This is a genomic window from Paenibacillus algorifonticola (assembly GCF_000971975.1).
GTDB lineage: Bacteria > Bacillota > Bacilli > Paenibacillales > Paenibacillaceae > Pristimantibacillus > Pristimantibacillus algorifonticola.
The window spans coordinates 1-25,392 of the sequence record NZ_LAQO01000054.1 but is presented as its reverse complement, the minus strand read 5'-3'; the positions used below and the strand labels follow the sequence as shown (position 1 = coordinate 25,392).

The following is a 25,392-nucleotide window of genomic DNA, read 5'->3' as shown; positions in this document are numbered from 1 at the left end:
CGTTATGCCAGCTTGAGATGCATATGGCGCAAATACCGCCAGCGAATCATGAGGAAATATGCTAGCTGAAGAAGAAAGAAGCTAATATAGATCATTAATGCTGCATTCAGCATCGAGATATCGAGCAGCAGCGCGATATTTATAAAAGCGACGATGCCATGCACAAGCGCAATCGCAAAGGGCAGGAAAAACATAATGAGCAGCTGCCTTGTAACCAGCCGGTTCAGCTCCTTGCCGCTGAGGCCGATTTTACTAATCATCTGGTATTGCTTCTCATCCCGCTCCAAATCGGCATACAGCCTAAAGTAGATAAAGCTGACGGCATAGGTGAAAAAGACCCCGCCCACAAGCACGCTAATAATGAGCAGTAGCCCGTTAAGCTGTTTGAATTCATACCATTCGATCACGAGTGACCGCATATAATAATGGCCCTCCGTATCCTGTGGTATTTCCTTCATAACGCTTTGCGCCACACCGATCGTGTCGATCCAATTGGGAATGACATAATAATACGTGACCTGGTTCGTGTCGTCTTTCATTCGGTTCATCGCTTGGAAATAATCATCTGAAACGACATAAACATCATTGTAATTGTTTAATACGAAAGAAGGCAGCCTCTTTACCACAGTAAGCTTCTGCCGCTTTTCGTCCGGCGCGACGTTGCCCAAATCCAAAACGGGCTCAAATGCCGTCACGTTCTGGGCACGGGATACTTTGCCGGAGGCGATAAAAGCTTCGCCGGGCACATTTAGCGTCTCGGCGGCGAACCCTAATGCAGTGGCAAGCTGATTATATTCGGATAGGCTCATGACCGACTGCCAATCTTCCGTGTATTTTATGTGTGAAGCGCCTTTCGTATAAGTAAAGCCGCCCTCTGATAGTCTATGCTCCAATAGCGCCAGGTGCTGCTTCGTTTGCCTTTCACTCTGTGCTAGAGATTCACTGTCACCACCGAAGGATTCATAAATAAAGGCGTAAGGATTGTCTTTTTCCGACAGCTTCGGATCACCAATCGCCAGGCAGGTACCCATGCCGCACAAGGCGACCGCCGTTACCGTTGCCACCATGAAAAACATATTGGCATTGTCTCTCATTCGGTAAGCGAGATCGGAGAGCGTTAGCAAATTGATTTTACGCAGCAGCAGGCTTTCCCGTCCGCGCAGTGCACGAATCACATACACGCTGAGCTGTGTAAACAAAAAATAAGTCCCCAATATGACACAGCCAATGGCGGCTGCGAGCAGTGCCAGTGAGAAGGCGCGACCCAATACAAAATAAAAGACCATTCCGTAGCCTGCAAGCAAAAGAACGGCAGCGAGCAGCGATAACAGCACGGAAGCTTTCGGCTCCTTCTTGGGCTTCTCATCTGAACGAATCAGCTCAAGCAGCTGAGATTTCCGCCCAAGGCGCGACGCGAGTATGGACAGAAGCAGAAATACGATGAAAAAAGCGCCTGCCGTTATGATCACGCTTTGGATGGGAACGAGGAATTCGAGTCCTTGTTGCAGGACCAGCAGCCGTTCGGCTATGAGCAGAAACAGCTTGGTGAACAAAATGCCAAAGCCGATTCCAAAAACAGTGGAGATGAGGCCAATGACCATATTTTCCACAAAAATCAACCTGCGGTACTGCTTGTCGGACATGCCGAGCAGCATCAAAATGCCGAATTCACGTTTACGCGCCTTCAGGAAGGCACCTGCGGAATACATCAAAAACAGAAATGAAAAAATAACGATTAAATATTGCGAAATTTTCAGCCCCATCGTGCCGAGCATAGAGGCAGTCGGGCTGCTTGCGGCGATTTGTCCCTGCAAATCCGGATGATACAGCAGCACCGAATAGATGAAAAAAATCATGACCGCGAACGAGCTGCTCATAAAATGTGCGGCATACGTCCGTTTGCGACGCAGTACATTATTAAACGCGAACTGTCGGAAATTCATTTTCAGTCCCCCCAAGCAGAGCAAGCACATTAATAATTTTTTGATAAAAAGCCGCACGATTGTCGCCGCAATTCACTTCACTGTAGAACTGGCCATCTTTAATAAAAATAACCCGGTGGCAATAGCTCGCCGCCATAGCGTCATGTGTAACGAGCATCATAGTGGTATTATCCTCGCGATTGAGCTTGCTCATCAGCTCCATCACATCACGTGCTGATTTTGAATCGAGGTTGCCTGTCGGCTCGTCGGCCAGCAGCAGCTTCGGGTTATGGATGAGTGCCCGGGCAATGGCCGTACGCTGTGCCTGGCCGCCGGATATTTCATACGTCCGCTTGTCCGTCAGCTCGGAAATGCCAAGATTTTCCATAATGGAGGCGGCTCGCAGCTTCATTTGGGCGATATTCGTGCCGTCGAGCGTGAGCGGCAGCATAATATTTTCGCTGACCGTCAGCGTATCGAGCAAATTAAACGATTGAAAGACGAAGCCAAGCTCCCTCCGGCGGAAATATGCAAGCTTCTCTCTGGGCAGCTCATACGGGTCTTGGCCAGCAATGCGCAGCTCGCCGGAAGTGGGCTTGTCGATCGTCGATACCATGTTCAGGAGCGTCGTTTTGCCGCTGCCCGAAGGGCCCATGATGCCGACGAATTCGCCTTTCTGGATCGTTAAATCAATGTTGGTGAGCGCTTTATAGGTCACTTTGCCGGGATAAATTTTGTTCAGGTTTCGTGCAAATAGCAATTCCAATTTGATCTCCCCTTGCTTGTTTATCAATAAACCCAGTATACCCCTCATGGGGTCCTGCTCCTATGAACGTAGCTTTCATTTACCTTACAGCTTTGTAAGATAACGCTGCTTGCTTTTGCATCCCCCAAGAGAAGCGAGATCAATTCCCCTCTTTAGTCCGTATACTGAAAGCAAGGAAGGGGAATACGGCCTTTCCTCATCAACTAAAGGAGCTGTTGGATTTGAGCGCATACCTCGTTATCGATATTGATATTTCAAACCCGGTAAACTTCAAGGAATATGAAAATAAGATTTTTGATGTCATTGCACATTTCGGGGGCCGCCCGATCGTTCATGATAACAACGTAACGACTATGGAAGGAGATTGGCAGCCGAAAAGACTCGTCATTCTGGAGTTTCCTAACAAACAGAGCATCGAAGCCTTTTTTAACTCGGAAATGTACGAACCGTTGAAGAAAATCAGAAGGGCAAACTCTACTGGGAAAGCCATCGTTGTGGAAGGCTTATAATTACGAAAAACAAGCAGATTGCCATCATAAGACAGTCTGCTTGTTCGATTATAGCTCTAAAGCACAATTATTTTGTATGATGATCAACGGACTGAACTGCAGCAAAGGGGAAAATAATCCGTATTGTCGTGCCGCTGCCTGCCCCTACTTTAGATTCAACCTCAATCTCATGATTCATTTTATCGAGGACGGTTCGGACAATATAGAGGCCCATGCCTGTTGATTCCTTGAATGCCCGTCCATTTTCTCCGGTGAAAAAGGCGTTGAAAATGCGGCTCAAATCTGAGGCAGGAATGCCGACGCCACAATCCTTGACCTCAAGGATGACCGAGCGCTCGCTTCGGTAGCCGCTGATCGTAATTTTCGCGCCGCTGCCGGCCGAATAATTAATCGCATTGGCAATCAGCTGCTGAATAATAAACCGCAGCCATTTGCCGTCCGTCTCCACGACTAGATTTTCCTCCATTTGCATATCCGGGTATACGAAGCTGCGAATAAACAGCCGCCTATTTTCCAAAATCACCTCGTTCGCAAGCTCGCGCAATTGAATTTTCTCAACCTGAAAATCCTGCTCGAACGTTTCCAGCCGGGCGACGTACAGCACCATATCCAGCCCTTTGCGGATGCGATCCGTTTCTTCCCGCATGCTGTTATTGCGCTCATCCGCTTCCTCCGACAGCATGAGCTCCAGCACGGAGAGCGGTGTTTTCATCTGATGCACCCACTGATTCATAAAGGTCAGATGATTTTGCTGCTTGCGCTCGCCTTCAATGATCTGTTTCTGGTAATGGCGGTATTGAAGCTGCAGCAGTTCCCCGAGCGCCGCAGGGAGGGGAGCGGACTCAAGCTGCTGGATCGACTCCTCAAGACCTGCCTGTCTGCTGCTGAGCAGCGTATAAAATCGGCGGTGAGTCAAATAACGGTAAGCCAGAAATGCAATAAATACGCAGAGGCCGAGCAACAGCGCATACGAGGCGATGACCATATCTTTATAGCCATCGAGCCAGAACACGGCGGTCACTACGACGAGCTGTATGAGCATAAATAACATCAGAGCAAGCTGATCCCGTAAAAAAAGCTTCATCGGCGCTCACTCTGCTGCTCGCCATTTGCCCAGCTGTCATTCAGGCGGTAGCCCGTTCCGCGCACCGTTTCGAGCGCTCCTTCAATGCCAAGCTCGGCCAGCTTCTTGCGCACACGCGACATATTGACGCTAAGCGCATTGTCATCGACATATGTATAATCGTCCCACAGCTTCTCCAAAATCGTTTCACGGCTCACAAGCCTTTGGCAGCGCTGGAGCAGCGTCTCCACAAGCACGGTTTCCTTTTTCGTCAAAGCTACAAATTGTCCTTGCAGATGAAGCTCCATTCGCTCGGGATACAAAATCAGCCCGGCATGCTCGACCATCCGCTCCCCGGCAGCTTGGGCATAGTCGCCGTATACGCGCCTTAGCTGGCTGCGGATTTTCGCCATCACGACCTCATAATGGAAGGGCTTGGTCAAATAGTCGTCGCCCCCATTTTCAATGGCGCGTACCGTATCCATTTCGCCGCTGCGGGCAGAAATGAAAATAATCGGGCAGGTGGAAACGGTGCGAATTTGCCGGCACCAATAAAACCCGTCAAAGCTAGGCAGGTTGATATCCATCAGCACAATATGCGGCTTTACTTGCTCAAATTGCTCCATGACGCGGGCAAAATCAGTCGTCACAACTGCTGCGTTGCCATATTTCTCAATATGCGCCCGCAGAAGCTCAGCGATCTTCGCATCGTCCTCGACAATCATGATCGTATACATCGTTATTCAGCTCCTTACGCAGCATACTCTCTATTTCTGTTGCTCTCATTTTATCATAAACAAAATAAACCCCTTGGCCGTAACCGTATTATACACGGCTACTATCCAAGGGGAAAGGAATGAAATGCTGAAATGATTAAGCCAGCAGCTCGGTCACTGCTTTATAAATCGTATCGTAAAGCGTCTCCAAGTCGGCTTCCTCGATGCAGGAGAAAGCGACGCGAAGGTCGGTCTCGCCAAGTGCAATCGTACCGATGCCGTATTCTTCAAGCAGGCGCACACGAACAGCCTCGGCGGATACGCCGCTGAGCTTGAGGCACATGAAATAGCCGGAGTTGAATGGGTAATACGCTAGGGTATCGCCATAACGGCCACTATCGAGCAGCGCTTTGACTCGGTTGGCACGGCCCTTCATAATGTCGTATTTCTCCGCTTTCTGGGCATCAAAATCAGGCGATTGCAGAGCTTTCAGCACAAACGTCTGCGAAGGGTGCGGGCCGCTGGAAATCGTAGCCCGAATAATGCCAAGCGTCTTCTGCTCAAGCGCATTCAGCACTTTGTCGGAAGAAGAAGCGTACGTTATGAAACCAACGCGGAAGCCCCAGACATAATCCTCTTTCGTCGCGCCGTCGATTTTGACAGCAAGGACGCGAGGGTGCAGGTCGGCAAATTTGCCGAACAGCGACTCGTGAACCGAATCCTCAAAAAATAAGCCGAAGTAAGCGTCATCGGTTACGACGACGACATTAATGCCCGCTTCCGCTGCTTCCTTGACAGAGGCTACAATCTCTTCGCTTTCTTGCAGGCCTGGCGTATAGCCAGTCGGGTTGTTCGGGAAGTTAAGCAGGACGATGGCTTTGCCTTTGTCCTTCTGAGCGAGCAGCGCTTCGCGCAAGCCTGCACTGTTAAACGTATTGCTATCATTAAGTAAAGGGTATTCAACGATTTCCGCGCCGCGGCGGATGCCAAAGGTCAGCTCGTAGTTTTCCCAGTTTTTATTTGGAATAATAACGGTATCGCCCGCATCTGCGAACAGGTCGGCTACAATGCTCAGCCCATGCGTTAAAGCATTCGTGACGATGGGATTGCTGAGACGCTTGCCTTCCAGCGAAGGATTTTCTTTCAGCATTTTCTCAAGCCAAGCTGTGCGCAGCTCAGGTTTGCCCGCAGGGGGCGCATATTCATATAGATCCTTAGGATTGTAAGCAGTCAGCGTATCCTGAATTACCTTAAGGTGCATCGGCTGTCCGCCTTCGAGCGCAATGCCGATTGTGGCATTAAACGTCTTGGCCTTGGCCTTGGCCTCTGCGGATTGGCTAAGTATGCCTTCCTTCGGGAAATAAATGGCTTTGCCTAAAGCTGACAACATGGCATGGACGTTTGGACTTTCTGCGGAGAGCGTCTCATTCAACTGCTGAGCAAGTGGGTTCATGAACTTCATTCCATCCTTCCGAAAAATCAATTCATTTTCTGATCATACTTATCGGGAGCTATTATATCATTTTTTAACGTGTCGGAACCATTTCAAATTCAAATTTTTTTGGAAAATGTGACGACGGCCTGCCGGGGTTGCGCGAAAGTTTGACGCTGGTGTATGATGACGGCATAAGCTTACGTTTCAGGAGGGTTTTATGCTGCATTTATCGCCCGATGCATATTTATTGCTGCCGCCTTTCGCGAAGATCGTTTGCGAGCCGGGCTGGAAATGGCAGCGCCGTGAAAAGCCGATGGCTAATTTCGATTTATTTTATGTATGGAGCGGTGAAGGGGAAGTTGAAGTGGGCGGTGTTCATTATCCCGTGGGTAAAGGAAGCTGTTTCCTGTTCCGTCCAGGCGACTACACGAGTGCAACCCATAATCCGCAGAAGCCCTTAGTTCTTACTTACATACACTTTGATACGGCGGAAGAGCCGGTGCTGGTGCCGGAACGGTATCGCCAGCTTTTGGATACGGTAGATTTTGAATATATGCTGTCGCGTTACGTGCGGCTGTTTTTGGTCAAAACCTATGCGGCGGAAATTGAAGCGCGCCTTGTGCTGAAGCAGCTGATGATCCATCTGCTGCGGGAGGACTGTGCGACAAAACAAACGCCAGTAGAGAAAAAAGCGAGCAATCAACTGACCGAAGCGATTCACGAGGTCGCCAACTATGTCCGGCAAAATCCCGGCATTGCCCACCGGGTCGAGGATCTCGCGATGCGCGCCCAGCTGTCGCCGCGCTATTTTTCGATGAAATTCAAGGAGCTGATCGGCATGTCGGTCCAGACGTATATGATCAGCACCCGCATTGACCGCGCCCAGCACCTGCTGATGCACGCAGGCATGAATGTGACGGAGGTGGCGGACGCGCTTGGCTACCGCGATATTTTTTTCTTCAGCCGCCAATTCAAGCAATATACCGGACGGAGTCCGTCTGAAATTCGTTAGCCATAAGAAATTCGTTAGAATAAGTAGTTTGTAAAAAAAAGCCGATGCGGCCTTTATTCCCGACAACAAAGGGGAGAGGGGCGCTCGGCTTTTTTTGAAATATGAAAATTTATAAATGTCATACTTGCAAATGGATCGAGTATGGTTAGTCGCCCGGATGAGCTTGTTCCTTATGGTGCGGGCAGTAGCGGCGCATGAGGTCGACCGTCTCCGCATCGAGCTCCCGTCCGCGTGCCAGCAGGCCGGTTGCAATGGCTTCGCGCTTTGGCTCATCGGCATTTTGGCCGAATTTGAACTTCGCGTTTATTTGCTGCGGCTCAATTTTTACGACGGCAACTCCCTTGAGCCTGCCCCTGTAGGCGGGATCATCTCCGGCAATCGGCAAATGTCCGCCTTCTGGCTGGAGCTTGGTCATCAGCGCTTGCAGCGCTTCTCCTTTTTCCATCAAATCCTCGACAACCGCTGCCGTGCCCTCAATAATGACTGATTTGAAAAAGGCGGTTGCCGGACAGGCCATCAGCGGATCGGTAAAATGGGAAGGAATGATCGCATATTCCTTGGCAACACAGAAAGTGACGCGCGGCTCCGCCCCGAGCAGCGTCATTTTATCTCCTACGCGACTGCCGTGAAAATAAACGTTTCCGTTCAAATAAATGTAATTCAGCGGGGTAATGGAAGGGGCGCCATCCGCTCTGGCTGTTCCTAGAAAGCCATAGCTCATTTCCTCCAAAAAGGCGGTAACCTCTTGTTCATCTTCACTTCCGATTGCAAATTCTTTTCTGCGCATAGCGGACTGCTCCTTTCGTAACAATAGCGATAACTTGAGTAGGGGATGTGCCAAGCATTCAACTCGTTAATAGCAAGTTTAAACGGAATATTGACATATAAAAAGATCCACTTTACAGTAATTTTATTGAACCACTTTATCAATGGCGGGGAACAGGCGGACCATAGGAGGTCGAAAAATGGATGATCGCTGCCGTGCGGCTTATGAGCGGTATTATAAGGAGATCGGGCGCAAGGCGGATGCGCTTTTTCTGGCGCTGCGCGAAGTTATTGTCGCTGGAATGCTGGAGGATGGGGAGCAGCTCGCCTCCAGCAGAAGGCTGGCCGAAGGCTATGGCATGTCGCGCGGTTCGGTGAATGCAGCTTACGATATGCTGTATGCGGAAGGTTTTGTCCGGCCGGGAAGGGGAAGCGGCACCTATGTTTCCTACAGCAAACCGCCAGCTTCCAAAGCTGAGGATGGACCAGAAGGCAAGGGCAGTGCACTTGCGTTATCAACTTGGGCGCAGCGGCTGCCGCAGATTAAAGGGTACACGAAGCTGCCTGTGCGTGATGGGGCAGATTTCATTGCGTTTGATGTAGGTTATGCGGATGTCGATCTGTTTCCGCTGGATGATTGGAAGACGGCGATGTTCGCAGAGGTCAGGGGACTGCTGGAGCGCCAGTATGAGGATTACGGGGCGATAGAAGGACATTTGCCGCTGCGGGAAGCGATAGCTAGCGAGCTGCGCCGCGAGCGAAGCATGTTCACAAGCGTAGATCATTTATTTATTACGAGCGGCTCCATGTACGGCATTGCCCTGCTCGCACAGCTATTGATTGACCCAGGTGATCAGGTCGTGGTGGAAAACCCGTGCTACCCCGGCATTAGGCGGGCAATTGCGGCTGCGGGCGGCGTCATTATAGATGCGGAGGTTGATGATTATGGCATCATTCCGCAGGACTGGGATGCGAAGCTGCTGTTTGTGACGCCGACGCGCCAGTATCCAACCGGGGCACAGCTCGCTCCTGAGCGAAAGCTGGAGCTGCTGCAATGGGCTTCCCGGCGCGGCGCTGTCATAATCGAGGACGATTATGACAGCGAATTCCGCTGGGGTGGGCGCCCGGCGGAGCCGCTCAAGACGCTCGACCACGAGGGACGGGTCGTGTACGTCGGCACCTTCTCCAAGACGATGTACGCCGACCTGAGGCTGGGCTATGTCATTACGCCGGATGCGCTGCGGGAGCCGCTGCGGCGGGCAAAGTTTTTGCTTGAGCCAAGCCCAAGCTCCATCGCGGAGCAGCGGGCGCTCGCCGTGTTTATGGCGAGCGGGCAGTATGTTCGGCATTTGCGGCGGATGAGGCGCAGCTGCGGGCGGCGCCTCAAGCTCTTTAAGGAACAAGCCGCGGAGCAGCTGGCGGGCTTGTTCCGGTTTACGCCGTCGGATGCAGGCTTGCATCAGTACGGCGTGTGGCTTGGGGCAGCCGCGGATTATGAGCGGCTGATTGTGCGCTGCCAGCGGGAAGGCGTCAGCTGGAATCGCGGCGAGCGGCTGTGGCGGCAGCCGGATGAGCGGCGCGCTCCGGCAGCGCTGTTCGGCTTCGCGCATTTGGCCGAAGCCGATATTAAGGAGGGCATGCGGCGAATTGCTGCATGCTGGGAGGACGTTCAGCAGCAGCGCGGCTGAACGATTGCAGAAGAAAGCAGCAGCTTTGCTGTGGCTAGCTGCTGCGGAAGTAGACAAAAGCTCGCTGCCTGGCGGAGATTTCTCCGCATGGGCAGCGAGCTTTTTTAAATATAAAAATGTATTATACGTTTTTCTTGCAAATACGCTCGAATGGAGAGTGAATGGGTTAACGCGGCAGCAAGCGGCCGAGCGCTTCACCCATTTTCACTTTTTGACCGAGCTTTAAGTTAGGCAGCGGGGTGAAGGTTTTATTTTCAGTCAGCAGCACGACTGTAGATCCGAACTCAAAATAAGCAAGATCGCCACCCTTTACAGTATGCGGCGGCAGCGAATCAACGTAGCGAATGCTGCTGACATTCATGGCGCCGACTTTTACGACAGCCGTTTCGCCGCCGCCATGTTTAATATACGTAATGAGCCGTTCATTGCGGCTGAGCACCCGGCGCATTTTGGTTAAGCCGAACTCATTGACCGGATACACCTTGCCGGGAATGTGCTCGCTCTCAACAATTGTGCCATCCACAGGAGCATGAATCCGGTGGTAATCGGTCGGGCTCAAATAAAGGACAAAATAATGGCCGTTCCGATAGTTTTCCGCTCTCGGCGAACGGTTCAGCAGCTCTTCAATCGTGTAATCCTGCCCTTTTACATTTACAATTGTGCCGTCTTCTATCGGGCCAATTCCTGTAATAAGAGCGTCAACCGGACTCACAAGGCTGTCTGCACTCTGGTCTATTTTTCGCATGCCTGGCTTTAATCGACGGGTGAAAAATTCATTTAGCGTAGCATATTCATTAAGCGGTTTCTCGGCTTCCGCCACCTTAATCCCATACATGGAAGCAAAGCGCGGAATAAAACGGCGGCTCGCTCTGGATTGCGCAAAACGCCCAGTCAACCTCGAAATCGACTTGCGTGAGCTTAATTCCGTCATGGCACGAAGTAATCCATCTAGCATGCTCGTACCGTCACGTCCTTTCTTGCTTCGAATAGTGGTGCTTGTCCCAAACAGTGTGCCACAACCCGCATCACAAAGCAATAGGTTCGATTCGCGACCTTTGTTGAACAGGGACACTTAACAGGTATTGATTGTAAAAATAGATGCTGTATACTTCATAATTTTTATATGGAGTCAATTTCCTTTCATTTTACACGAAACTTATTGCGAAATAGGCTTAGGGAGTGCAATTATAATAATATGATAAATTTTTACTATCCAATAATTTAAACCTTTAGAAAGCAAACGCATGCTACTAGGGCGTGTATGCCAACGTAAGTAAGCTAGATCCTTATAGAAGCCAGCGTCAAACGTATTCCCCCTCCTAACGGGAATGTCACCCCTCATGAATATGAAATATGTATTGAAAGGTAGCTTCGAAGCTTCATGCTCTTCGTTTCAGGGGTTTAAACCCTGTACAAAGATAGACTTGGTGGACACAGCAGCCGCTATTTCAACAGGATAACGGGTTAAGGCACGGGCTGCGGACTCAGGAGCCGCTAATGCGCTGCAAATAGCCATTTTGCTGGGATGATAAGGGCAATAACGGATCTCCTGTCCGCTTGCAGCCTGAAACCGGATCAAAAGCCAGAATAGCGGAACCTCAGTCCTTCAAAAAGGAGTGAGCGTCCCGAGCTGTGGGGTTTCAGCAACAACCGCAGGCTGCGGTTCACCAGCCTTGAATCGTCACATGAGATTGGCCTCGAATAAGCGTTAAGCAAGCAGCAGGCTGGCTCCGGTTTGCATACGTACCCTAAAAATCTAGCTATCTTGAATGGTATAAATGATTTGCTTCCCAAGGCTGGAGTAGCAGTGAAGAGAATGCTTTAAGACATTCTTGTGAAAATTTATTGATAATAAATGTGTAATATCTTTGAAATTTGGAGGTTAATAATGCGGATTATATACTGTGCAGACCCTTTGAATCCTAAAAAAGTAGATTCGTACTATGAAAAAGAATATGAGGCTGCGAAAACAATAGGGTTTAATGTTAGTTTAATAAATTTTGAGGAGCTGCAGTCTAATCAGACAACGAGAGCTACTAGGCAGATATCAATCCAAGAACAAAAAGAGAAAGCATTATATCGTGGATGGATGATGACGGGAGAGGTTTATTTTCAGCTTTATAATCATTTAAAAAATAAAAATATTGAATTGATAAATAATATAGATGAATATAATTTTTGTCATTATACACCTAATTCATATGACGTTATTAAGAAGATTACACCTCTAACTGTTTGGTTGCACAAATCAGAAATAGAGGACTCGTTGGACAAGGTTTTTGATGTTGTTGAAGTATTTGGACAGGGGCCGATTATTTTGAAAGACTATGTAAAATCACGTAAACATGATTGGAACGAAGCTTGTTTCATTCCCGATGCTTCAAATAAAAATAAATTATTACAAGTAGTGAAAAGTTTTATAGAATTGCAAGGTGACGAGTTGAATGAAGGGCTCGTGTTTAAGGCGTTTGTAAATTTAGAATTTTTATCCCATCATCCGCAAAGTGGAGCACCATTGTCAAAGGAATTTAGAATTTTCTTCTTGGAAGGTAAGCCTTTAATAACACTGGAGTATTGGGACGAGGGGGTTTATGGTGAAAATAAACCAGAACTAACTCCCTTTATAGAAATTGCGAAGAAAATAAACAGTCACTTTTTCACAATGGATATAGCGAAAGTTGAAAATGGTTCTTGGGTTATTCTTGAATTAGGAGATGGGCAAGTATCAGGCCTGCCTAACAACGCTGATCTCATTCGTTTCTACAACAATATTAAATTATCTAATATTCAATAGCCCAAAATTTTCGACGCGATTCAAAACGATTGAGGTGCGAGTGACCCAAGGAAACCATGGCAGCTTCACATTCGCACCTCAAACGGGCAAGCATTTTCTTCCTCCGAAACAAGCAGTTTCCCTTTTCTCCAGTTATTCCTCCACTACCTATGAAGCCTTCGCAGCTTCAACACCAGCAAAAATACAATAAACAGCGCGAGCACAATAGTGACAGCGAGTGTGCTGAATACGATGGCTTCCTGCTCCTGTTGCTTGACGATGATGGCAAACGGTATGACAGTTGGACGAAAAATCGTTCGCCCGTTGCCGTTTGCCAGCCGGGCGTTCTGACGCGCGTATAGGTGGCGATCAGCGTGATCAGCAGCGCGAGCATAATAAATACGCTGGTACACCTTCTCGTATTGCCAAGCAAAAATCCAAGCCGCATTGAACAGGCAGCTAACAAAAAACAGGATGCCAGTCTGTACGGGCAGCCTGCTTGCTCTGCCTGAAGGCAGAAAGGAATAAATGACAAATCCGGCAAGCAGCAAATAAATCAGGCTCCATATGGAGAAGGCATAGCCAGCGATAGGCAGCGTTCATCTTATTTTCTCCTCTACTCGTGTTTCTATATTGTCTTATTCACCATGTCAGGCTTTTTTTCACTCCTTCCCGTTTATTTCTTGTACAAAATGCTCAAGCTTCATGTAAGAAAGCCTAAAAAGAGAAGGGGTAATTTGCCCAATGACCATCACCATCACACTTATCCTTGCGGCCTGCTGTCTGGCAGCAGGATGGATCGGCTACCGCAGCCGGAAGGCGCTATTCGTTATGGATGCGCTGGCAGCCATTTTGCTTTTTACAACGTTTATTTCCATCGCTTCGGCTATAACGAGAACGATGCTGCGCGGCACCGTGTTTATGACGGAAATTCATGCGGTGCTGCTTAATCCTGTTTTTATATTAGGAGGGGCTTATTTGGCTATTTATACGCCTGCGCGAATGGCCATGAATGTGCTCCGGCCGTCCAGCTAGCAGCTGGCTAGTGGCAATTTGCGGGAGTGGCGCGTATGCTATCGCAAACTTATTGCCATTTTATAGCGCAAGGAGGCAGTTGCACGAAATGACGCTTGCCAGAGTGGCGTTTGTTACGCCAGGGTCATTTCCGATCCCATCCACAAAAAGCAGCTCGGTCGAGCGGGTAGTCGAAAAATTCGTCCCTCTTCTAAAAAATCGGATTCATCCCCGCATTTACGGGCGGACGACAAAGGGGCTTAAACGCAACGGGCTAGTTAATGGCGTCGCCTGCGTCAGATTCCCAGCGGTGAACAAAGCCAGCTATATCGCTGCTGTCGGCCGTTCCCTAGTTGATTATAAGCCGCATGTTATTCAGGTGGAGAACCGTCCGCATCATGTGCTTGCCCTGAAGAAAAAGCTGCCGTCCGCCCGAATTTGGCTGAATCTGCATTCCTCTACTTTTCTAAGTACCGGACATATTTCGCCGGCGAGGCTGCACCAAAGCCTGCAAGCTGCTGATCGCATTATTGTAAATAGCGAGTTTCTGCGCCGCGTTGTTGCGACGAGGGCGCCTGAAGCGGCAGCGAAAATCCGAGTCGTCTATCCCGGCGTGGAGACGGAGCTTTTTCCGTCGCGGTTTACCGAACAAGGGCAGGTGAAGCGGGATCGGGAGCGGCGGGCGAAAAAACTGGAGGGCCGCAAGGTCGTTATTTTTCTCGGCAGGCTCATTCCGCTTAAAGGCGCTCACCATCTTCTGCATATTATGCCTGAGCTGGTAAAAAAACATCCCAATATGCTTGCTGTCATCGTTGGCAGCCCCTTCTATGGCTCGCATCGCTCCACCGCTTATTCCCGCAAGCTCCAGCAGCTCGGCCGCGCTTATCCGAATCATGTACGCTTCGTTCCTTATGTGCCTTATACCGAAGTGCCCGGCTGGTTCTTAGCCGCAGATATGGCGATCGTCCCTTCAGGACAGCGTGAAGCTTTCGGTCTTGTTAATGTCGAAGCGATGGCGACGGGCCTTCCAGTAGTAGCCACACGGGCAGGAGGCATGAAGGAAATTGTACGGGACGGCGTCACCGGCTATTTGATTTCACAGCAAAATCTGGAGAAGGAGCTGAGAGCCAAGCTGCTTGCTTTACTCGATAGCTCCGAGCTCAGGGTGAGCATGGGGAAGAAGAGCCGCGAGCGGGTGGAGCGGAATTTCACTTGGAAGCATACGGGCCGCAGCTGGATGAATGTCCTGAGTGAACGAAAGCTACTCGATTTGAATTGACAACCCGTATAGGGGAGCGGTATAGTCTAAAAAGGAAATCCACTAGGGGCGCCTTCATGGCTGAGATAAAGCGAGTGAGCTTTGGTCCCTTTGAACCTGATCTGGGTTATGCCAGCGTAGGAAAGTGGGAAAGTGAGTTCATCGCGAGCAGCATCGTTTTGCTTTTTTCAGCAAGGGGAAGCTCTGCCGTTCGCGTATGTTTGCACATTCAACCGCTTCTTCGCCGGAGCGGTTTTTTTGTTTTTGACCGTCTACGCTGCTTTGGCGTGTGGCGGCCAGCCGCCCTGGCGAAAGAGCGATCAAGCGAAGTGCTTCTAGTGGTGTCTAGCGGTGTTTCGTTTGCGCAGGATGCGTGAAACAGCAGCTATGAAAGTCCTATGCCCTGTTCAACGGGGAGGGTACATAGCTCTGTGTGCGCACTGTGGGATGGCAGCAATAGCAAATGAACAGGCGCCGAGCGCTGCATTTTCCAGCTGAATATACGCATAAAGGCCTCCTGGTGGAATTTCATAATGCCATGGGAGGTTTTTTTGCATATGACGATCTTTATGAATCCGCTGCCGGGCAGCAGCAAGGTGTACGAATCAGGATCAAGACTGGATATTTGGGTACCAATGCGCGAAATTGAGCTGGAAGCGAGCACGGGCAGAAACGGAGAAAAAATACCGAATGCGCCGATTCGCGTGTATGACGCGAGTGGACCATATACCGATACCGCTTATGAGGCGGATGTTCATAAAGGGCTGCCGCATGTACGGGGAGAGTGGATTGAAGGGCGAGGAGATGCGGAGCGGTATGACGGACGCACTATAAAGCCGGAGGATAACGGCTTTATGACGGCGGAGAAGGCGAGTGAGCGCGGAGCGCAGCTTTTTCCAATAACGACGCAGCCGCTGCGGGCGAAGAAAGGACATAATGTTACCCAGCTTCATTATGCGCGCCAGGGAATCATCACGCATGAAATGGAATTTATTGCGATAAGAGAAGGGATGGACCCTGAATTTGTCCGCTCTGAAATTGCACTTGGGCGTGCGATAATTCCAGCCAATATTAATCATCCCGAGATTGAGCCCATGATTATTGGACGGCAATTTCATGTGAAAATCAATGCCAATATTGGCAATTCAGCAGTAGCTTCTTCTATCGAGGAAGAGGTGGAGAAGATGACATGGGCGACGCGCTGGGGCGCAGATACGATTATGGACTTGTCCACAGGCAAAAATATTCATACGACGCGCGAATGGATTATTCGCAACTCCCCGGTTCCGGTCGGCACGGTGCCGATTTATCAGGCGCTGGAAAAGGTGAATGGCAAAGCCGAGGATTTGTGCTGGGAGGTGTTCCGCGATACGCTCATTGAGCAGGCGGAGCAGGGAGTCGATTATTTTACGATCCATGCAGGCGTATTGCTCCGCTATATTCCACTGACGGCCAAGCGGGTGACGGGCATCGTATCGCGCGGCGGCTCGATTATGGCGGCATGGTGCCTGGCCCACCATCAGGAAAACTTTTTATATACGCATTTTGAGGAAATTTGCGAAATTATGAAGGCTTACGATGTTTCGTTCTCACTTGGCGATGGCTTGCGTCCGGGCTCAATAGCCGATGCCAACGATGCAGCGCAGTTTGCCGAGCTGGATACGCTGGGGGAGCTGACGAAAATCGCCTGGAAGCATGACGTTCAGGTGATGATCGAAGGGCCGGGGCATGTACCCATGCATTTGATTAAAGAAAATATGGACCGCCAGCTTGAGGTGTGCGATGAAGCGCCTTTCTATACGCTCGGGCCGCTGACAACGGATATTGCACCGGGCTATGACCATATTACATCGGCTATTGGCGCAGCTATGATCGGCTGGTTTGGTACCGCGATGCTCTGTTATGTAACGCCTAAGGAGCATCTCGGGCTCCCGAACAAGGAGGATGTGAAGGAGGGGGTTATTACGTATAAAATAGCTGCCCACGCTGCCGACTTGGCCAAGGGACATCCCCGCGCCCGCCTGCGGGACGATGCGCTGTCGAAGGCGCGCTTCGAGTTCCGCTGGCGCGACCAGTTCCATCTGTCGCTGGATCCTGAGCGCGCCATGGCGTATCACGATGAGACGCTGCCTGCGGAGGCAGCCAAGTCCGCCCATTTCTGCTCGATGTGCGGACCTAAATTTTGCAGCATGCGCATTACACAGGACATTCGGGATTACGCCGAGCAGAATGGGCTTGAGACGACGGAGGCCATTGAAGCGGGGATGAAGGAGAAGTCCGAGGCATTCAAGGAATCGGGAAGCAAAATATATGTTAGTGGGACATAAAATGATTTTTGATTAGGCGTATCGTTCCCCAAGCTGCTTCACCTTGAAAAGCCAGCCTTGCCTTTTCGCGAGCGACGACTTTCTGACCTCATACAGCGTGGTGAAACGGACGGATTTGACGCCGCAAAATTGCAGGATGTTGATTTTCATCATTTTGTGGCCAGCCATGCCTTGGAAAAAACGGTAGTACCAGCCCGGTGCGTCCATCGTGACGATGATCCGGGCTGTTTTTCCTTTGAGCAGCTGCTCGGGAAGCGCCTTTCCTTTCACATATTTATAAGCAAAGCCGGGCAGAAAGACGCGGTCAATGAAGCCTTTGAGCAAAGCAGGAGGCCCGCCCCACCAGGTTGGATATACAAAAACAAGATGATCGGCCCATTTAATATGCGCTTGCGCGTCCTGTAAATCTTTCTCCAGCGGAGCTAGGTTGTTATAGCCTCCGGTCAGGACGGGATTGAAGTCGAGCTGGGACAAATGAATGGTACGGACCTCAGCGTCCGCGGCTCCTTCAGCATAAGCGGCAGCCAGCGCCTCGCTGTAGCTTCCTTCAGCGGGATTGCTTTGAATAATTAAAATTTTGTTCATCGTTTTGAAACACTCCTCTAATTTTAGTTAATAAACACTAACCAATAAATCAAAAAGAAAAGGTCACGAATGACCTATTAAAGCTAATAGATGCAGCTTAATTTGCTCGGCTTCCGGCGTAAGCTGTGCAGGCAGATCGCCATGCATGCTGGATACGGCAAGCTGAGTTATTATGCCAATCACCATGACGGCTGATAGGCGAGCATTTTGCTTCGGAAGCTCGCCGCGCTTAATGCCTTGCTCTATAAAATCAATTAATGCATCAAGGGGCTGTCTGAGCTGCCCTTCCATTCTCGCTGTATAAAACAGCTCATGCTGCTGGGAAAGCAGCAGCAGTCCGTACTGGTCCTCATCGTGCATGTGCAGCACCTCGTCGATTAATTGCCGAAACCGGCTAGCGCTGCTCCCATCCTGCTGCACATAATAATCGATTAAAGCGGTGTAGCTGGCACAATCCTGCTCAAAGATTTCCAAGGCAACAGCATCCTTGCTTTTAAAATGCTTGTAAATCGCCGCATCAGTAACCCCGGCAGCCTGCCCAATTTCTTTGACGGAAACGCCGTCAACACCCTTCGTCGCAAATAGCAGCATCGCCGCCTGCAAAATATCCTTTTTTTTACTATCGATATGCGATTTTTTATTCATAATCGTATTGTAAGTGAACACTAACTAAAAAGCAAGCGACAATAAAAGCAGGAGGAATGGATTTTTAGAAGGACACGATTCTTTCATTGAATAAACAAACAAACTTTGGTATATTTGAAAACGAGAATCGTTATCATGATACCAATTTGTTTGCGAAGGGAAAGGTAGCTGCATCATGTCGTTGAAACAGGAGCAAAAACAGGAATTGAAGCAGATGAGGCAGCGTTCAAGGCCGCTAGTAGCGAGCATCATTCTTATCGTTGGCACAGCTGCTGTATTATTTGGCCTTGCGTTATCTATTTCAGTCGGAGCGGCTAAAATTAGCTTATCCACGGTTTGGACTGCCGTTTTTTATTTTAATCCGGATATTACCCAGCATCAGATTATTCAAGAGCTGAGAATGCCAAGGGCGCTTGCAGCAGCACTTATTGGGGCTGCCTTCGCGGTATCAGGCTCCGTTATGCAGGGAATGACCCGCAACCCACTGGCTGATCCGAGCTTGCTCGGGCTTAATGCGGGCGCAGGTTTTGCGCTGGCGCTTTGCTTTGCTTTTTTCCGTGGCATGTCTCATTTGGAAATTATGATTATTTGTTTCTTTGGAGCGGCGCTTGCCGCAGGTATCGTTTACGGTATCGGCTCGCTCGCCAAGGGCGGCTTGACGCCTGTCCGGCTGACGCTTGCGGGCGCAGCTATTAGCACATTGTTCATGAGCCTGTCTGAAGGGATTCAAATTCACTTTCAAATTGGACAAGATATTGCTTTCTGGTATGCGGGCGGCATTGCCGGTACAAAATGGTCGCAAATTGGCATTGTTGCCCCTTGGATTATCGGCGGCATTTTGGCAGCCATTGCGATTTCACGCTCCATATCCTTGCTCAGCCTAGGCGATGATGTTGCGGTGTCCCTTGGTCAGCGTACGAAGCTGACGAAGACGATCGGCATCATTGTCACGCTCATTTTGGCTGGTGCATCTGTATCCGTTGTCGGAGCGGTCGGCTTTATCGGACTAATCGTTCCCCATGTAGCTCGCTATTTGGTAGGCGTGGACTACCGCTGGATCATTCCTTGTTCCGCCGTGCTTGGTGCGCTCCTGCTCATCGTAGCTGATATTGTAGCACGTACGATTAATAGTCCATATGAGACGCCGGTTGGCGCTCTGATTGCTATTATCGGTGTTCCGTTCTTCCTTTATCTTGCGATTAAGCAAAGGGGGAGTTTATAGTTATGAGCACCGTTACTTTAATTTCAAAAAGCGAGCAGCGCAGAACGAGACGAGCCATAATAGTCATGACCATTATGGGCGCGCTCATTATTACAGCTTTTGTCATTAGTATGAATACAGGTTTTATTAAACTGACTCCGCTTGATGTATTTAAAACGTTATTCGGATACGGAACGGCGAAGCAGGAGCTCATTTTATTTGATTTCCGGCTGCCTCGTATCGTCATTTCCGTATTGATTGGCGCAGGATTTGCCGTTTCCGGCTGTGTGATGCAGGGTTTGTTCCGCAATCCGCTGGCCGATCCAGGCTTGCTCGGCATTAATGCTGGAGCAGGGCTGATGGTTATTTTGTATATTTCCTTTTTCCGTGACAATCAGATGGCATCGCCATTTTTTATGCCGATGCTGGCATTCGGCGGGGCTGCGCTTACTGCTTTGCTAATTTATACGTTATCTTATAAACGTTACCACGGGCTGCTGCCTACGCGAATGATTCTGGTCGGCGTTGCGGTGCAAGCCGGGATTAGTGCGCTTGTTATTGTACTCAGCCTAGCGCTTGATCCGAATGACTTTCAATTCGTTCAAATTTGGCTTGCAGGCAACATCTGGGGAACAAACTGGAAGTTTGTGCTTGCTGCTCTGCCATGGATTTTATTATTGATTCCTTACGTTATGTACAAGTCGCGTTCGATGAATATTTTGAACCTTGGCGAACAGATGGCAACGGGACTGGGGTCGCCGGTTGAGAAGGATCGGATGAAGCTGCTTGCAGCAGCGGTAGGTCTGGCTGCAACATGTGTGGCCGTTGGCGGCGGCATTTCCTTTGTCGGGCTGATTGGTCCGCATTTGGCTCGTCGTCTTGTCGGACCGACGCATCAAATTCTCGTTCCGGCTTCCGCGCTGGCGGGAGCATTGCTCGTCATTGTGTCCGATACGCTGGCTCGCTGGGCGTTCCAGCCTTCGGAAATTCCGACGGGTATCGTAATCGCCGTCATTGGCGCTCCGTATTTCCTTTACTTGCTGTCCCGTTCCAAATAAGCTGTTACAGCACCATTTATAATCGTTTTTTCAGGCCTTTCAAAGCGCTATGCGTTTTCGGAAGGCCTTTATTTATATGGGAGTGAAATAGGCACTATTCCAGGAGGACGGGAACGTCCTTTTGTGTTTTTGGGCTCTTGCCCAAGTCTTTTACCTTACAGTGATCGTTCGTCCGTCATGCTTCTGCCTGTCAGCCTGCAAGTTCAAGTAACGAGCCTATAGGTTTGTGCATATATTGCCTAAGACAAATCAGGTGGAAGAAGGAGAGGGCAATGGCGAAAAGCAGAAAAACAGGAAGCTCGAGAAGAAAAAGGCCGCTTTTTTACGTTGATAATCCGAATGCTTCTGAATTGAAATGGCTCGATGAATTAAATAGCAAAAAGGCGCAAGCCCGAGCAGCCCAGAAGCTGGCAGAATCAAAGCAAGCAGATGCAGGGCAGGCGAAGACGGTTAGCATTAATGCGATTGCGGCGCCGGAAGCGTCGTCCAGCATCGACCAACTGCAAGCTGAAGAAGGACAGCTGCTGTCAAACGAGGCTAAGACAGAAACGCAAAGTATTCAATTGGATGAGAAGCAAGGATCGTCGCAAACATTTAAGCAAGAGGCGCCATCGCAGAATGTGCAGGAGGAACTGCTGCCGGACGTAGGCCAGCCATTTGAGCTTGCATTTGCCAGTGACAATGAAGTGAAGGCCGAACTGAGCCATGAAGAGAATGCTGAACTGAGCCATGAAGAGGATGCCGGACTGAGCCATGAAGAGAAGCTGGCGTTGGTAGCGGAGAAACAAAATCCTGAGCTTGGCGGGCCGAATCCGTTTATTTATACCGACGATTTAGTGGATGGTTCGGTTACCGGCGACAAAATTGCGCCAGCTTCTATTGATTCCGCAAAGCTATGTGCGGGAAGCGTCGATGGAACAGCTGTGCAGGATTATGCGATTGAAGCCATTCACATTGCTAAGGGAGCTGTATCCGGCACCAAAATCGCACCAGAAGCGATAATATCGGAACATCTGGCAAACAATGCTATCGCAGGAGCGAAGCTGGCAGATGGCTCCGTAACGGGAGAGAAGCTGCAAAATAACAGCGTTACTTCCGAGAAGCTCGCAGATCGTACGATCGGTTCCGACAAATTTGCCGATGGATCGATTGAAGCGAGGCATTTGAAACGGATGTTAGTAACGGAAGAATTGCTTGGACAGCAGTCCGTCACCGCTAGCAAAATCAAAAGCGGAGCCGTCCGTCCTGAGCACCTTTCGAATGATGCAGTAAACAATTCCAAGCTCGCCGATGGAGCTGTAACCCGCTCCAAGCTGCGCGATGGCTCTGTGCATACGGAGAAGCTAGCCCCAGAGTCCGTCGATTCCGTGCATATTAAACCTGGGGCGTTGCTTTCCGAGCATGTTGCCGTCGGAGTAATATCGGGAAAGCATTTGGCCCCAGGCGAAATAAGCGCCCAGCATCTAGAAGCCGGCGCGGTCGGAGCAAGGGAATTGCAGCCGAACGCAGTAGACGCCGAGCGTCTAGCAAGCGGAGCGGTGTCCACCGCGCATTTGCAGGCGGGGGCCGTTCTGGGGCCGAACATCTCACCGCGCCAAATCGAAAGCGGACATCTCGTTGATCAAGCGGTAACAGCCTCCAAGCTGATGGATCAGTCCGTATCGACAATCAAGCTGGTTGATCATGCGGTTACCGTTTCCAAGCTTTCGGAGCAAAGTGTAACCGCGGCAAAGCTCGCCGATGATGCGGTGCAATCCCGTCATTTGAGCCGTCTCAGCATAACATCTGAGAAAGTTGCGGACGGACAAATACACAATCGTCATTTGGCGGTAAATACCGTATCCGGCGTCCAGCTGCGGGAAGAGGCGGTTGGTACGGAGCATTTGCGCAACAGCTCTGTCACAGAAGAGAAAATTGCGCCGGGAGCGATTCGGGTGCAGCATCTGACGGATGCGGCTGTTGGCAGCAGGCAGCTTGCAGAACAAAGCGTCACCTCGGCAAAACTGGCTGCAGGATCCGTATCTGCTGCGCATCTTGCAGATAATTCAGTAGATACGAGGCAATTGCGCGATGAAGCGATTACGTTTCACAAAATTGCGCCGGAAGCGCTGCGGGCGTACCATTTTGCAAATGGAGCTGTTACGGGAGAGGCCGTGTCGCCTGAAGCGATAACTGCTAATCATTTGCAGCCGCATATTATTCATGAGAAGCATGTGGCGGATGGTGCGATTACAACTCGAACGCTCCAAGATGGCGCCGTGACGAGCGCAAAGCTTGCTTATGAAGCTGTGACAGAAAGATATATTGCGCCTGGCGTTGTATCTTCCCATCATTTGGCAGATCACAGTGTCAATTCACTCAAGCTTTCCCCGGAAGCGGTGACGTCGGATAAGCTCGCGGATTACAGTGTAACGGGAGCAAAGCTTGCTGAAGCAAGTGTGACGGGAACTAAGCTTGCCCCAGGAACTGTTCAAGGCGAGCACATTGCGCCAGCCGCTATTGAAGGCACGCACATTCAGCTAGGCTCGCTTAAGAAAGAGCATCTGCAAAGCGGGATTATTGAGGTCTCCCATTTGCAGCCTGGAGCGGTTGGAAGTGAGCAGGTTGCTGACTTGGCGATTCACTCTGCTAAATTAGCGCTGGATGCTATACAGCCGAAGCATATTGCGGGAGAAGCGATTCACAGCCGTCATTTATCCAATGGGTCGGTGCTGGGCATTCATGTACAGGAAGGCAGCATCCGCGATGTTCATTTAGCGGAAGGTGCTGTGACGGCGACGAATCTGGCGGAAGCAAGCGTTGCAAGCGAGCATATTCAGGAGGCGGCAATCGGCAGTGCAGCGCTCCAGCCGCGTATTATCAGTACGGAGCATTTGCAAAGTCAAGCGGTAACTGCTGAACAGCTGGCCCCGCTTTCCATAGGAGAAAAGCATATTCAGCTGTATTGCATCGGCGAGGAGCATTTGGCTATAAACAGTGTTGCTAGTGCTAATTTGCAGGACGGAAGTGTGACAGAGGTGAAGCTTGGCAAGGATTCCGTGTCTGGCGAGCATTTGCAGCTGGAGACGATAGCCGGCAAGCATCTTCGTGCCGAAACGGTGCAGGGCTATCATATTCGTAAAAACTCGCTGTCTTTAGCGCATCTCGCAGCCGATATTATTACGGTTGACCGGGCTGAGGATGAGAGCATTTTTGGAAGCAAGCTGAAAAATGGTTCAATCCGAGCCGAGAAGCTGGCGGATGGTAGCGTCACGACGGAAAAGCTGGGTGAAGCGAGTGTAACGTCGTCGAAGCTGGCCTTTGCGAGCGTAAGCAGTGAAGCGCTGGCGGAAGGAGCCGTGATCGCCGAGCATCTGACGGCAGAGAGCGTAACGAGTGATAAGCTGGCGGATGGCTGCGTCACAACGGAAAAGCTGGGAAAAGCGAGCATAACGTCGTCGAAGCTGGCCTTTGCGAGCGTAAAAAGTGAAGCGTTGGCGGAAGGAGCCGTGAAAGCTGAGCATCTGACAGCAGAGAGCGTAACGAGCGATAAGCTGGCGGATGGTAGCGTCACGACGAAAAAGCTGGGCGAAGCGAGTGTAACGGCATCGAAGCTGGCCTTTGCGAGCGTAAGCAGTGAAGCGCTGGCGGAAGGAGCCGTGATCGCCGAGCATCTGACGGCAGAGAGCGTAACGAGCGATAAGCTAGCGGATGGATGCGTCACGACGGAAAAGCTGGGCGAAGCGAGCGTAACGTCGTCGAAGCTGGCCTTTGCGAGCGTAAGCAGTGAGGCGCTGGCGGAAGGAGTCGTGATCGCCGAGCATCTGACGGCAGAGAGCGTAACGAGCGATAAGCTGGCGGATGGTAGCGTCACGACGGAAAAGCTGGGCAAAGCGAGCATAACGGCATCGAAGCTGGCCTTTGCGAGCGTAAGCAGTAAGGCGCTGGCGGAAGGAGCCGTGAAAGCTGAGCATCTGACGGCAGAGAGCATAACGAGCGATAAGCTGGCGGATGGCTGCGTCACGACGGAAAAGCTGAGCGAAGCGAGCATAACGTCGTCGAAGCTGGCCTTTGCGAGCGTAGGTATTGAGGCACTGGCGGAAGGAGCCGTGATTGCCGAGCATCTGTCGGCAGAGAGCGTAACGAGCGAGAAGCTGGCGAATGGCAGTGTCACGACGGAAAAGCTGAGCGAAGCGAGCATAACGGCATCGAAGCTGGCCTTTGCGAGCGTGAGCAGTGAAGCGCTGGCGGAAGGGGCCGTGATCACCGAGCATCTGACGGCAGAGAGCGTAACGAGTGATAAGCTAGCGGATGGCTGCGTCACAACGGAAAAGCTGGGCAAAGCGAGCATAACGGCATCGAAGCTGGCCTTTGCGAGCGTAAGCAGTAAGGCACTGGCGGAAGGAGCCGTGAAGGCGGAGCATCTAGCGACGGACAGCATAACGAGCGACAAAATCACGTATGGTGCTGTTGCCGCCGAGCATTTGGCGACGGAGAGCGTAACGAGCGAGAAGCTGGTGAATAGCAGTGTCACAACGGAAAAGCTGGGCGAAGCGAGCATAACAGCGTCGAAGCTGGCTTTTGCGAGCGTAGGCAGTGAGGCGCTGGCGGAAGGAGCCGTGAAGGCGGAGCATCTAGCGACGGACAGCATAACGAGCGATAAGCTAGCGGACGGC

Annotated in this window: 20 protein-coding genes, 1 pseudogene and 1 riboswitch; of the genes and pseudogenes, 11 read left to right on the top strand and 10 right to left on the bottom strand. The window is 50.5% G+C overall.

The window, feature by feature from the left end; all coding sequences use genetic code 11:
* Positions 1 to 2: 2 nt before the first annotated feature.
* A complete protein-coding gene (locus WH37_RS31455; protein ID WP_046234613.1) occupies positions 3 to 1,943 on the bottom strand; it encodes an ABC transporter permease in 1,941 nt (646 codons plus the stop codon).
* Positions 1,918 to 2,688, bottom strand: coding sequence for an ABC transporter ATP-binding protein (locus WH37_RS31450; protein ID WP_046234630.1), 771 nt, complete (start codon positions 2,686 to 2,688; stop codon positions 1,918 to 1,920). Before WH37_RS31450 ends, WH37_RS31455 begins: the two co-directional genes overlap by 26 nt.
* Positions 2,689 to 2,909: 221 nt before the next feature.
* Between WH37_RS31450 and WH37_RS31445 the strand changes: the two genes are divergently transcribed.
* Entirely contained in the window at positions 2,910 to 3,197 is a 288-nt protein-coding gene (locus tag WH37_RS31445) for a DUF1330 domain-containing protein (protein WP_046234612.1), read from the top strand.
* Between the two features lie 67 nt (positions 3,198 to 3,264).
* On the opposite strand, the gene WH37_RS31440 is transcribed toward WH37_RS31445, so the two are convergent.
* From WH37_RS31440 to WH37_RS31430, 3 genes are all read right to left on the bottom strand, one after another.
* Positions 3,265 to 4,281 carry a sensor histidine kinase gene (locus WH37_RS31440; protein ID WP_046234611.1) on the bottom strand — a complete coding sequence of 339 codons (1,017 nt, stop codon included), beginning with the start codon at positions 4,279 to 4,281 and terminating at the stop codon, positions 3,265 to 3,267.
* Positions 4,278 to 4,997 (bottom strand): response regulator transcription factor, encoded by a 720-nt coding sequence (locus WH37_RS31435; RefSeq protein WP_046234610.1) that lies wholly within the window; start codon positions 4,995 to 4,997, stop codon positions 4,278 to 4,280. Before WH37_RS31435 ends, WH37_RS31440 begins: the two co-directional genes overlap by 4 nt.
* Positions 4,998 to 5,133: 136 nt before the next feature.
* The gene (locus WH37_RS31430; protein WP_046234629.1) at positions 5,134 to 6,429 is read right to left on the bottom strand and encodes an aminotransferase class I/II-fold pyridoxal phosphate-dependent enzyme; all 1,296 of its coding nucleotides are present in this window, start codon (positions 6,427 to 6,429) and stop codon (positions 5,134 to 5,136) included.
* A gap of 199 nt (positions 6,430 to 6,628) precedes the next feature.
* Between WH37_RS31430 and WH37_RS31425 the strand changes: the two genes are divergently transcribed.
* Positions 6,629 to 7,423, top strand: coding sequence for a helix-turn-helix domain-containing protein (locus WH37_RS31425; protein WP_046234609.1), 795 nt, complete (start codon positions 6,629 to 6,631; stop codon positions 7,421 to 7,423).
* A 145-nt stretch (positions 7,424 to 7,568) separates the two neighbouring features.
* On the opposite strand, the gene WH37_RS31420 is transcribed toward WH37_RS31425, so the two are convergent.
* Positions 7,569 to 8,210: a pyridoxamine 5'-phosphate oxidase family protein gene (locus WH37_RS31420; protein WP_046234608.1), complete on the bottom strand. Its 642-nt coding sequence runs from the start codon at positions 8,208 to 8,210 to the stop codon at positions 7,569 to 7,571.
* A gap of 178 nt (positions 8,211 to 8,388) precedes the next feature.
* Here WH37_RS31420 and pdxR point away from each other — a divergent pair, with 178 nt between their 5' ends.
* On the top strand, positions 8,389 to 9,876 hold the full coding sequence (gene pdxR / locus WH37_RS31415; RefSeq protein WP_046234607.1) for a MocR-like pyridoxine biosynthesis transcription factor PdxR: 1,488 nt from the start codon (positions 8,389 to 8,391) through the stop codon (positions 9,874 to 9,876).
* The gene (locus tag WH37_RS31410; protein ID WP_046234606.1) at positions 9,836 to 10,102 is read left to right on the top strand and encodes a hypothetical protein; all 267 of its coding nucleotides are present in this window, start codon (positions 9,836 to 9,838) and stop codon (positions 10,100 to 10,102) included. Before pdxR ends, WH37_RS31410 begins: the two co-directional genes overlap by 41 nt.
* On the opposite strand, the gene asd is transcribed toward WH37_RS31410, so the two are convergent.
* On the bottom strand, positions 10,043 to 10,831 hold the full coding sequence (gene asd, locus WH37_RS31405; protein WP_046234605.1) for an archaetidylserine decarboxylase: 789 nt from the start codon (positions 10,829 to 10,831) through the stop codon (positions 10,043 to 10,045). The two genes, WH37_RS31410 and asd, sit on opposite strands and share 60 nt — an antisense overlap.
* 933 nt (positions 10,832 to 11,764) lie before the next feature.
* Here asd and WH37_RS31400 point away from each other — a divergent pair.
* On the top strand, positions 11,765 to 12,670 hold the full coding sequence (locus WH37_RS31400) for an ATP-grasp domain-containing protein (protein WP_046234604.1): 906 nt from the start codon (positions 11,765 to 11,767) through the stop codon (positions 12,668 to 12,670).
* A 143-nt stretch (positions 12,671 to 12,813) separates the two neighbouring features.
* Here WH37_RS31400 and WH37_RS31395 read toward each other — a convergent pair whose 3' ends face one another.
* Positions 12,814 to 13,200: a hypothetical protein gene (locus tag WH37_RS31395; RefSeq protein WP_052737367.1), complete on the bottom strand. Its 387-nt coding sequence runs from the start codon at positions 13,198 to 13,200 to the stop codon at positions 12,814 to 12,816.
* 193 nt (positions 13,201 to 13,393) lie between these two features.
* Between WH37_RS31395 and WH37_RS31390 the strand changes: the two genes are divergently transcribed.
* From WH37_RS31390 to thiC, 3 genes are all read left to right on the top strand, one after another.
* Positions 13,394 to 13,684: a hypothetical protein gene (locus tag WH37_RS31390; RefSeq protein WP_046234603.1), complete on the top strand. Its 291-nt coding sequence runs from the start codon at positions 13,394 to 13,396 to the stop codon at positions 13,682 to 13,684.
* An 88-nt stretch (positions 13,685 to 13,772) separates the two neighbouring features.
* Positions 13,773 to 14,942 (top strand): glycosyltransferase family 4 protein, encoded by a 1,170-nt coding sequence (locus WH37_RS31385; protein WP_046234602.1) that lies wholly within the window; start codon positions 13,773 to 13,775, stop codon positions 14,940 to 14,942.
* Positions 14,943 to 14,976: 34 nt separating this feature from the next.
* Positions 14,977 to 15,082, top strand: a riboswitch (TPP riboswitch).
* A 396-nt stretch (positions 15,083 to 15,478) separates the two neighbouring features.
* Positions 15,479 to 17,248, top strand: coding sequence for a phosphomethylpyrimidine synthase ThiC (thiC, locus tag WH37_RS31375; protein WP_082111099.1), 1,770 nt, complete (start codon positions 15,479 to 15,481; stop codon positions 17,246 to 17,248).
* A gap of 12 nt (positions 17,249 to 17,260) precedes the next feature.
* Here the strand turns inward: thiC and WH37_RS31370 are convergent, their stop codons facing one another.
* Together WH37_RS31370 and WH37_RS31365 are read right to left on the bottom strand one after the other, a co-directional pair.
* The gene (locus WH37_RS31370) at positions 17,261 to 17,833 is read right to left on the bottom strand and encodes an NAD(P)H-dependent oxidoreductase (protein WP_046234599.1); all 573 of its coding nucleotides are present in this window, start codon (positions 17,831 to 17,833) and stop codon (positions 17,261 to 17,263) included.
* A 63-nt stretch (positions 17,834 to 17,896) separates the two neighbouring features.
* Positions 17,897 to 18,478, bottom strand: a complete 582-nt coding sequence (locus WH37_RS31365; protein WP_046234598.1) for a TetR/AcrR family transcriptional regulator — start codon at positions 18,476 to 18,478, stop codon at positions 17,897 to 17,899.
* Between the two features lie 175 nt (positions 18,479 to 18,653).
* On the opposite strand from WH37_RS31365, the gene WH37_RS31360 reads away from it, so the two are divergent.
* The 3 genes and pseudogenes from WH37_RS31360 to WH37_RS34070 all read left to right on the top strand — a co-directional run.
* Positions 18,654 to 19,700, top strand: coding sequence for a FecCD family ABC transporter permease (locus WH37_RS31360; protein WP_046234597.1), 1,047 nt, complete (start codon positions 18,654 to 18,656; stop codon positions 19,698 to 19,700).
* A gap of 2 nt (positions 19,701 to 19,702) precedes the next feature.
* Positions 19,703 to 20,737, top strand: a complete 1,035-nt coding sequence (locus WH37_RS31355) for a FecCD family ABC transporter permease (protein WP_046234596.1) — start codon at positions 19,703 to 19,705, stop codon at positions 20,735 to 20,737.
* A 272-nt stretch (positions 20,738 to 21,009) separates the two neighbouring features.
* A pseudogene (locus WH37_RS34070) lies at positions 21,010 to 25,392 on the top strand (hypothetical protein); the annotation flags it as partial.

Excerpts from the sequence above, each read along its gene's own strand:
- WH37_RS31420 (WP_046234608.1), bottom strand. The coding sequence starts at position 8,210 with ATGCGCAGAAAAGAATTTGCAATCGGAAGTGAAGATGAACAAGAGGTT.
- WH37_RS31440 (WP_046234611.1), bottom strand. The coding sequence starts at position 4,281 with ATGAAGCTTTTTTTACGGGATCAGCTTGCTCTGATGTTATTTATGCTC.
- WH37_RS31400 (WP_046234604.1), top strand. The coding sequence starts at position 11,765 with ATGCGGATTATATACTGTGCAGACCCTTTGAATCCTAAAAAAGTAGAT.
- WH37_RS31455 (WP_046234613.1), bottom strand. The coding sequence starts at position 1,943 with ATGAATTTCCGACAGTTCGCGTTTAATAATGTACTGCGTCGCAAACGG.
- WH37_RS31370 (WP_046234599.1), bottom strand. The coding sequence starts at position 17,833 with ATGAACAAAATTTTAATTATTCAAAGCAATCCCGCTGAAGGAAGCTAC.
- WH37_RS31355 (WP_046234596.1), top strand. The coding sequence starts at position 19,703 with ATGAGCACCGTTACTTTAATTTCAAAAAGCGAGCAGCGCAGAACGAGA.
- thiC (WP_082111099.1), top strand. The coding sequence starts at position 15,479 with ATGACGATCTTTATGAATCCGCTGCCGGGCAGCAGCAAGGTGTACGAA.
- WH37_RS31390 (WP_046234603.1), top strand. The coding sequence starts at position 13,394 with ATGACCATCACCATCACACTTATCCTTGCGGCCTGCTGTCTGGCAGCA.
- WH37_RS31360 (WP_046234597.1), top strand. The coding sequence starts at position 18,654 with ATGTCGTTGAAACAGGAGCAAAAACAGGAATTGAAGCAGATGAGGCAG.
- WH37_RS31435 (WP_046234610.1), bottom strand. The coding sequence starts at position 4,997 with ATGTATACGATCATGATTGTCGAGGACGATGCGAAGATCGCTGAGCTT.
- WH37_RS31365 (WP_046234598.1), bottom strand. The coding sequence starts at position 18,478 with ATGAATAAAAAATCGCATATCGATAGTAAAAAAAAGGATATTTTGCAG.
- WH37_RS31425 (WP_046234609.1), top strand. The coding sequence starts at position 6,629 with ATGCTGCATTTATCGCCCGATGCATATTTATTGCTGCCGCCTTTCGCG.
- pdxR (WP_046234607.1), top strand. The coding sequence starts at position 8,389 with ATGGATGATCGCTGCCGTGCGGCTTATGAGCGGTATTATAAGGAGATC.
- asd (WP_046234605.1), bottom strand. The coding sequence starts at position 10,831 with ATGCTAGATGGATTACTTCGTGCCATGACGGAATTAAGCTCACGCAAG.
- WH37_RS31385 (WP_046234602.1), top strand. The coding sequence starts at position 13,773 with ATGACGCTTGCCAGAGTGGCGTTTGTTACGCCAGGGTCATTTCCGATC.
- WH37_RS31430 (WP_046234629.1), bottom strand. The coding sequence starts at position 6,429 with ATGAACCCACTTGCTCAGCAGTTGAATGAGACGCTCTCCGCAGAAAGT.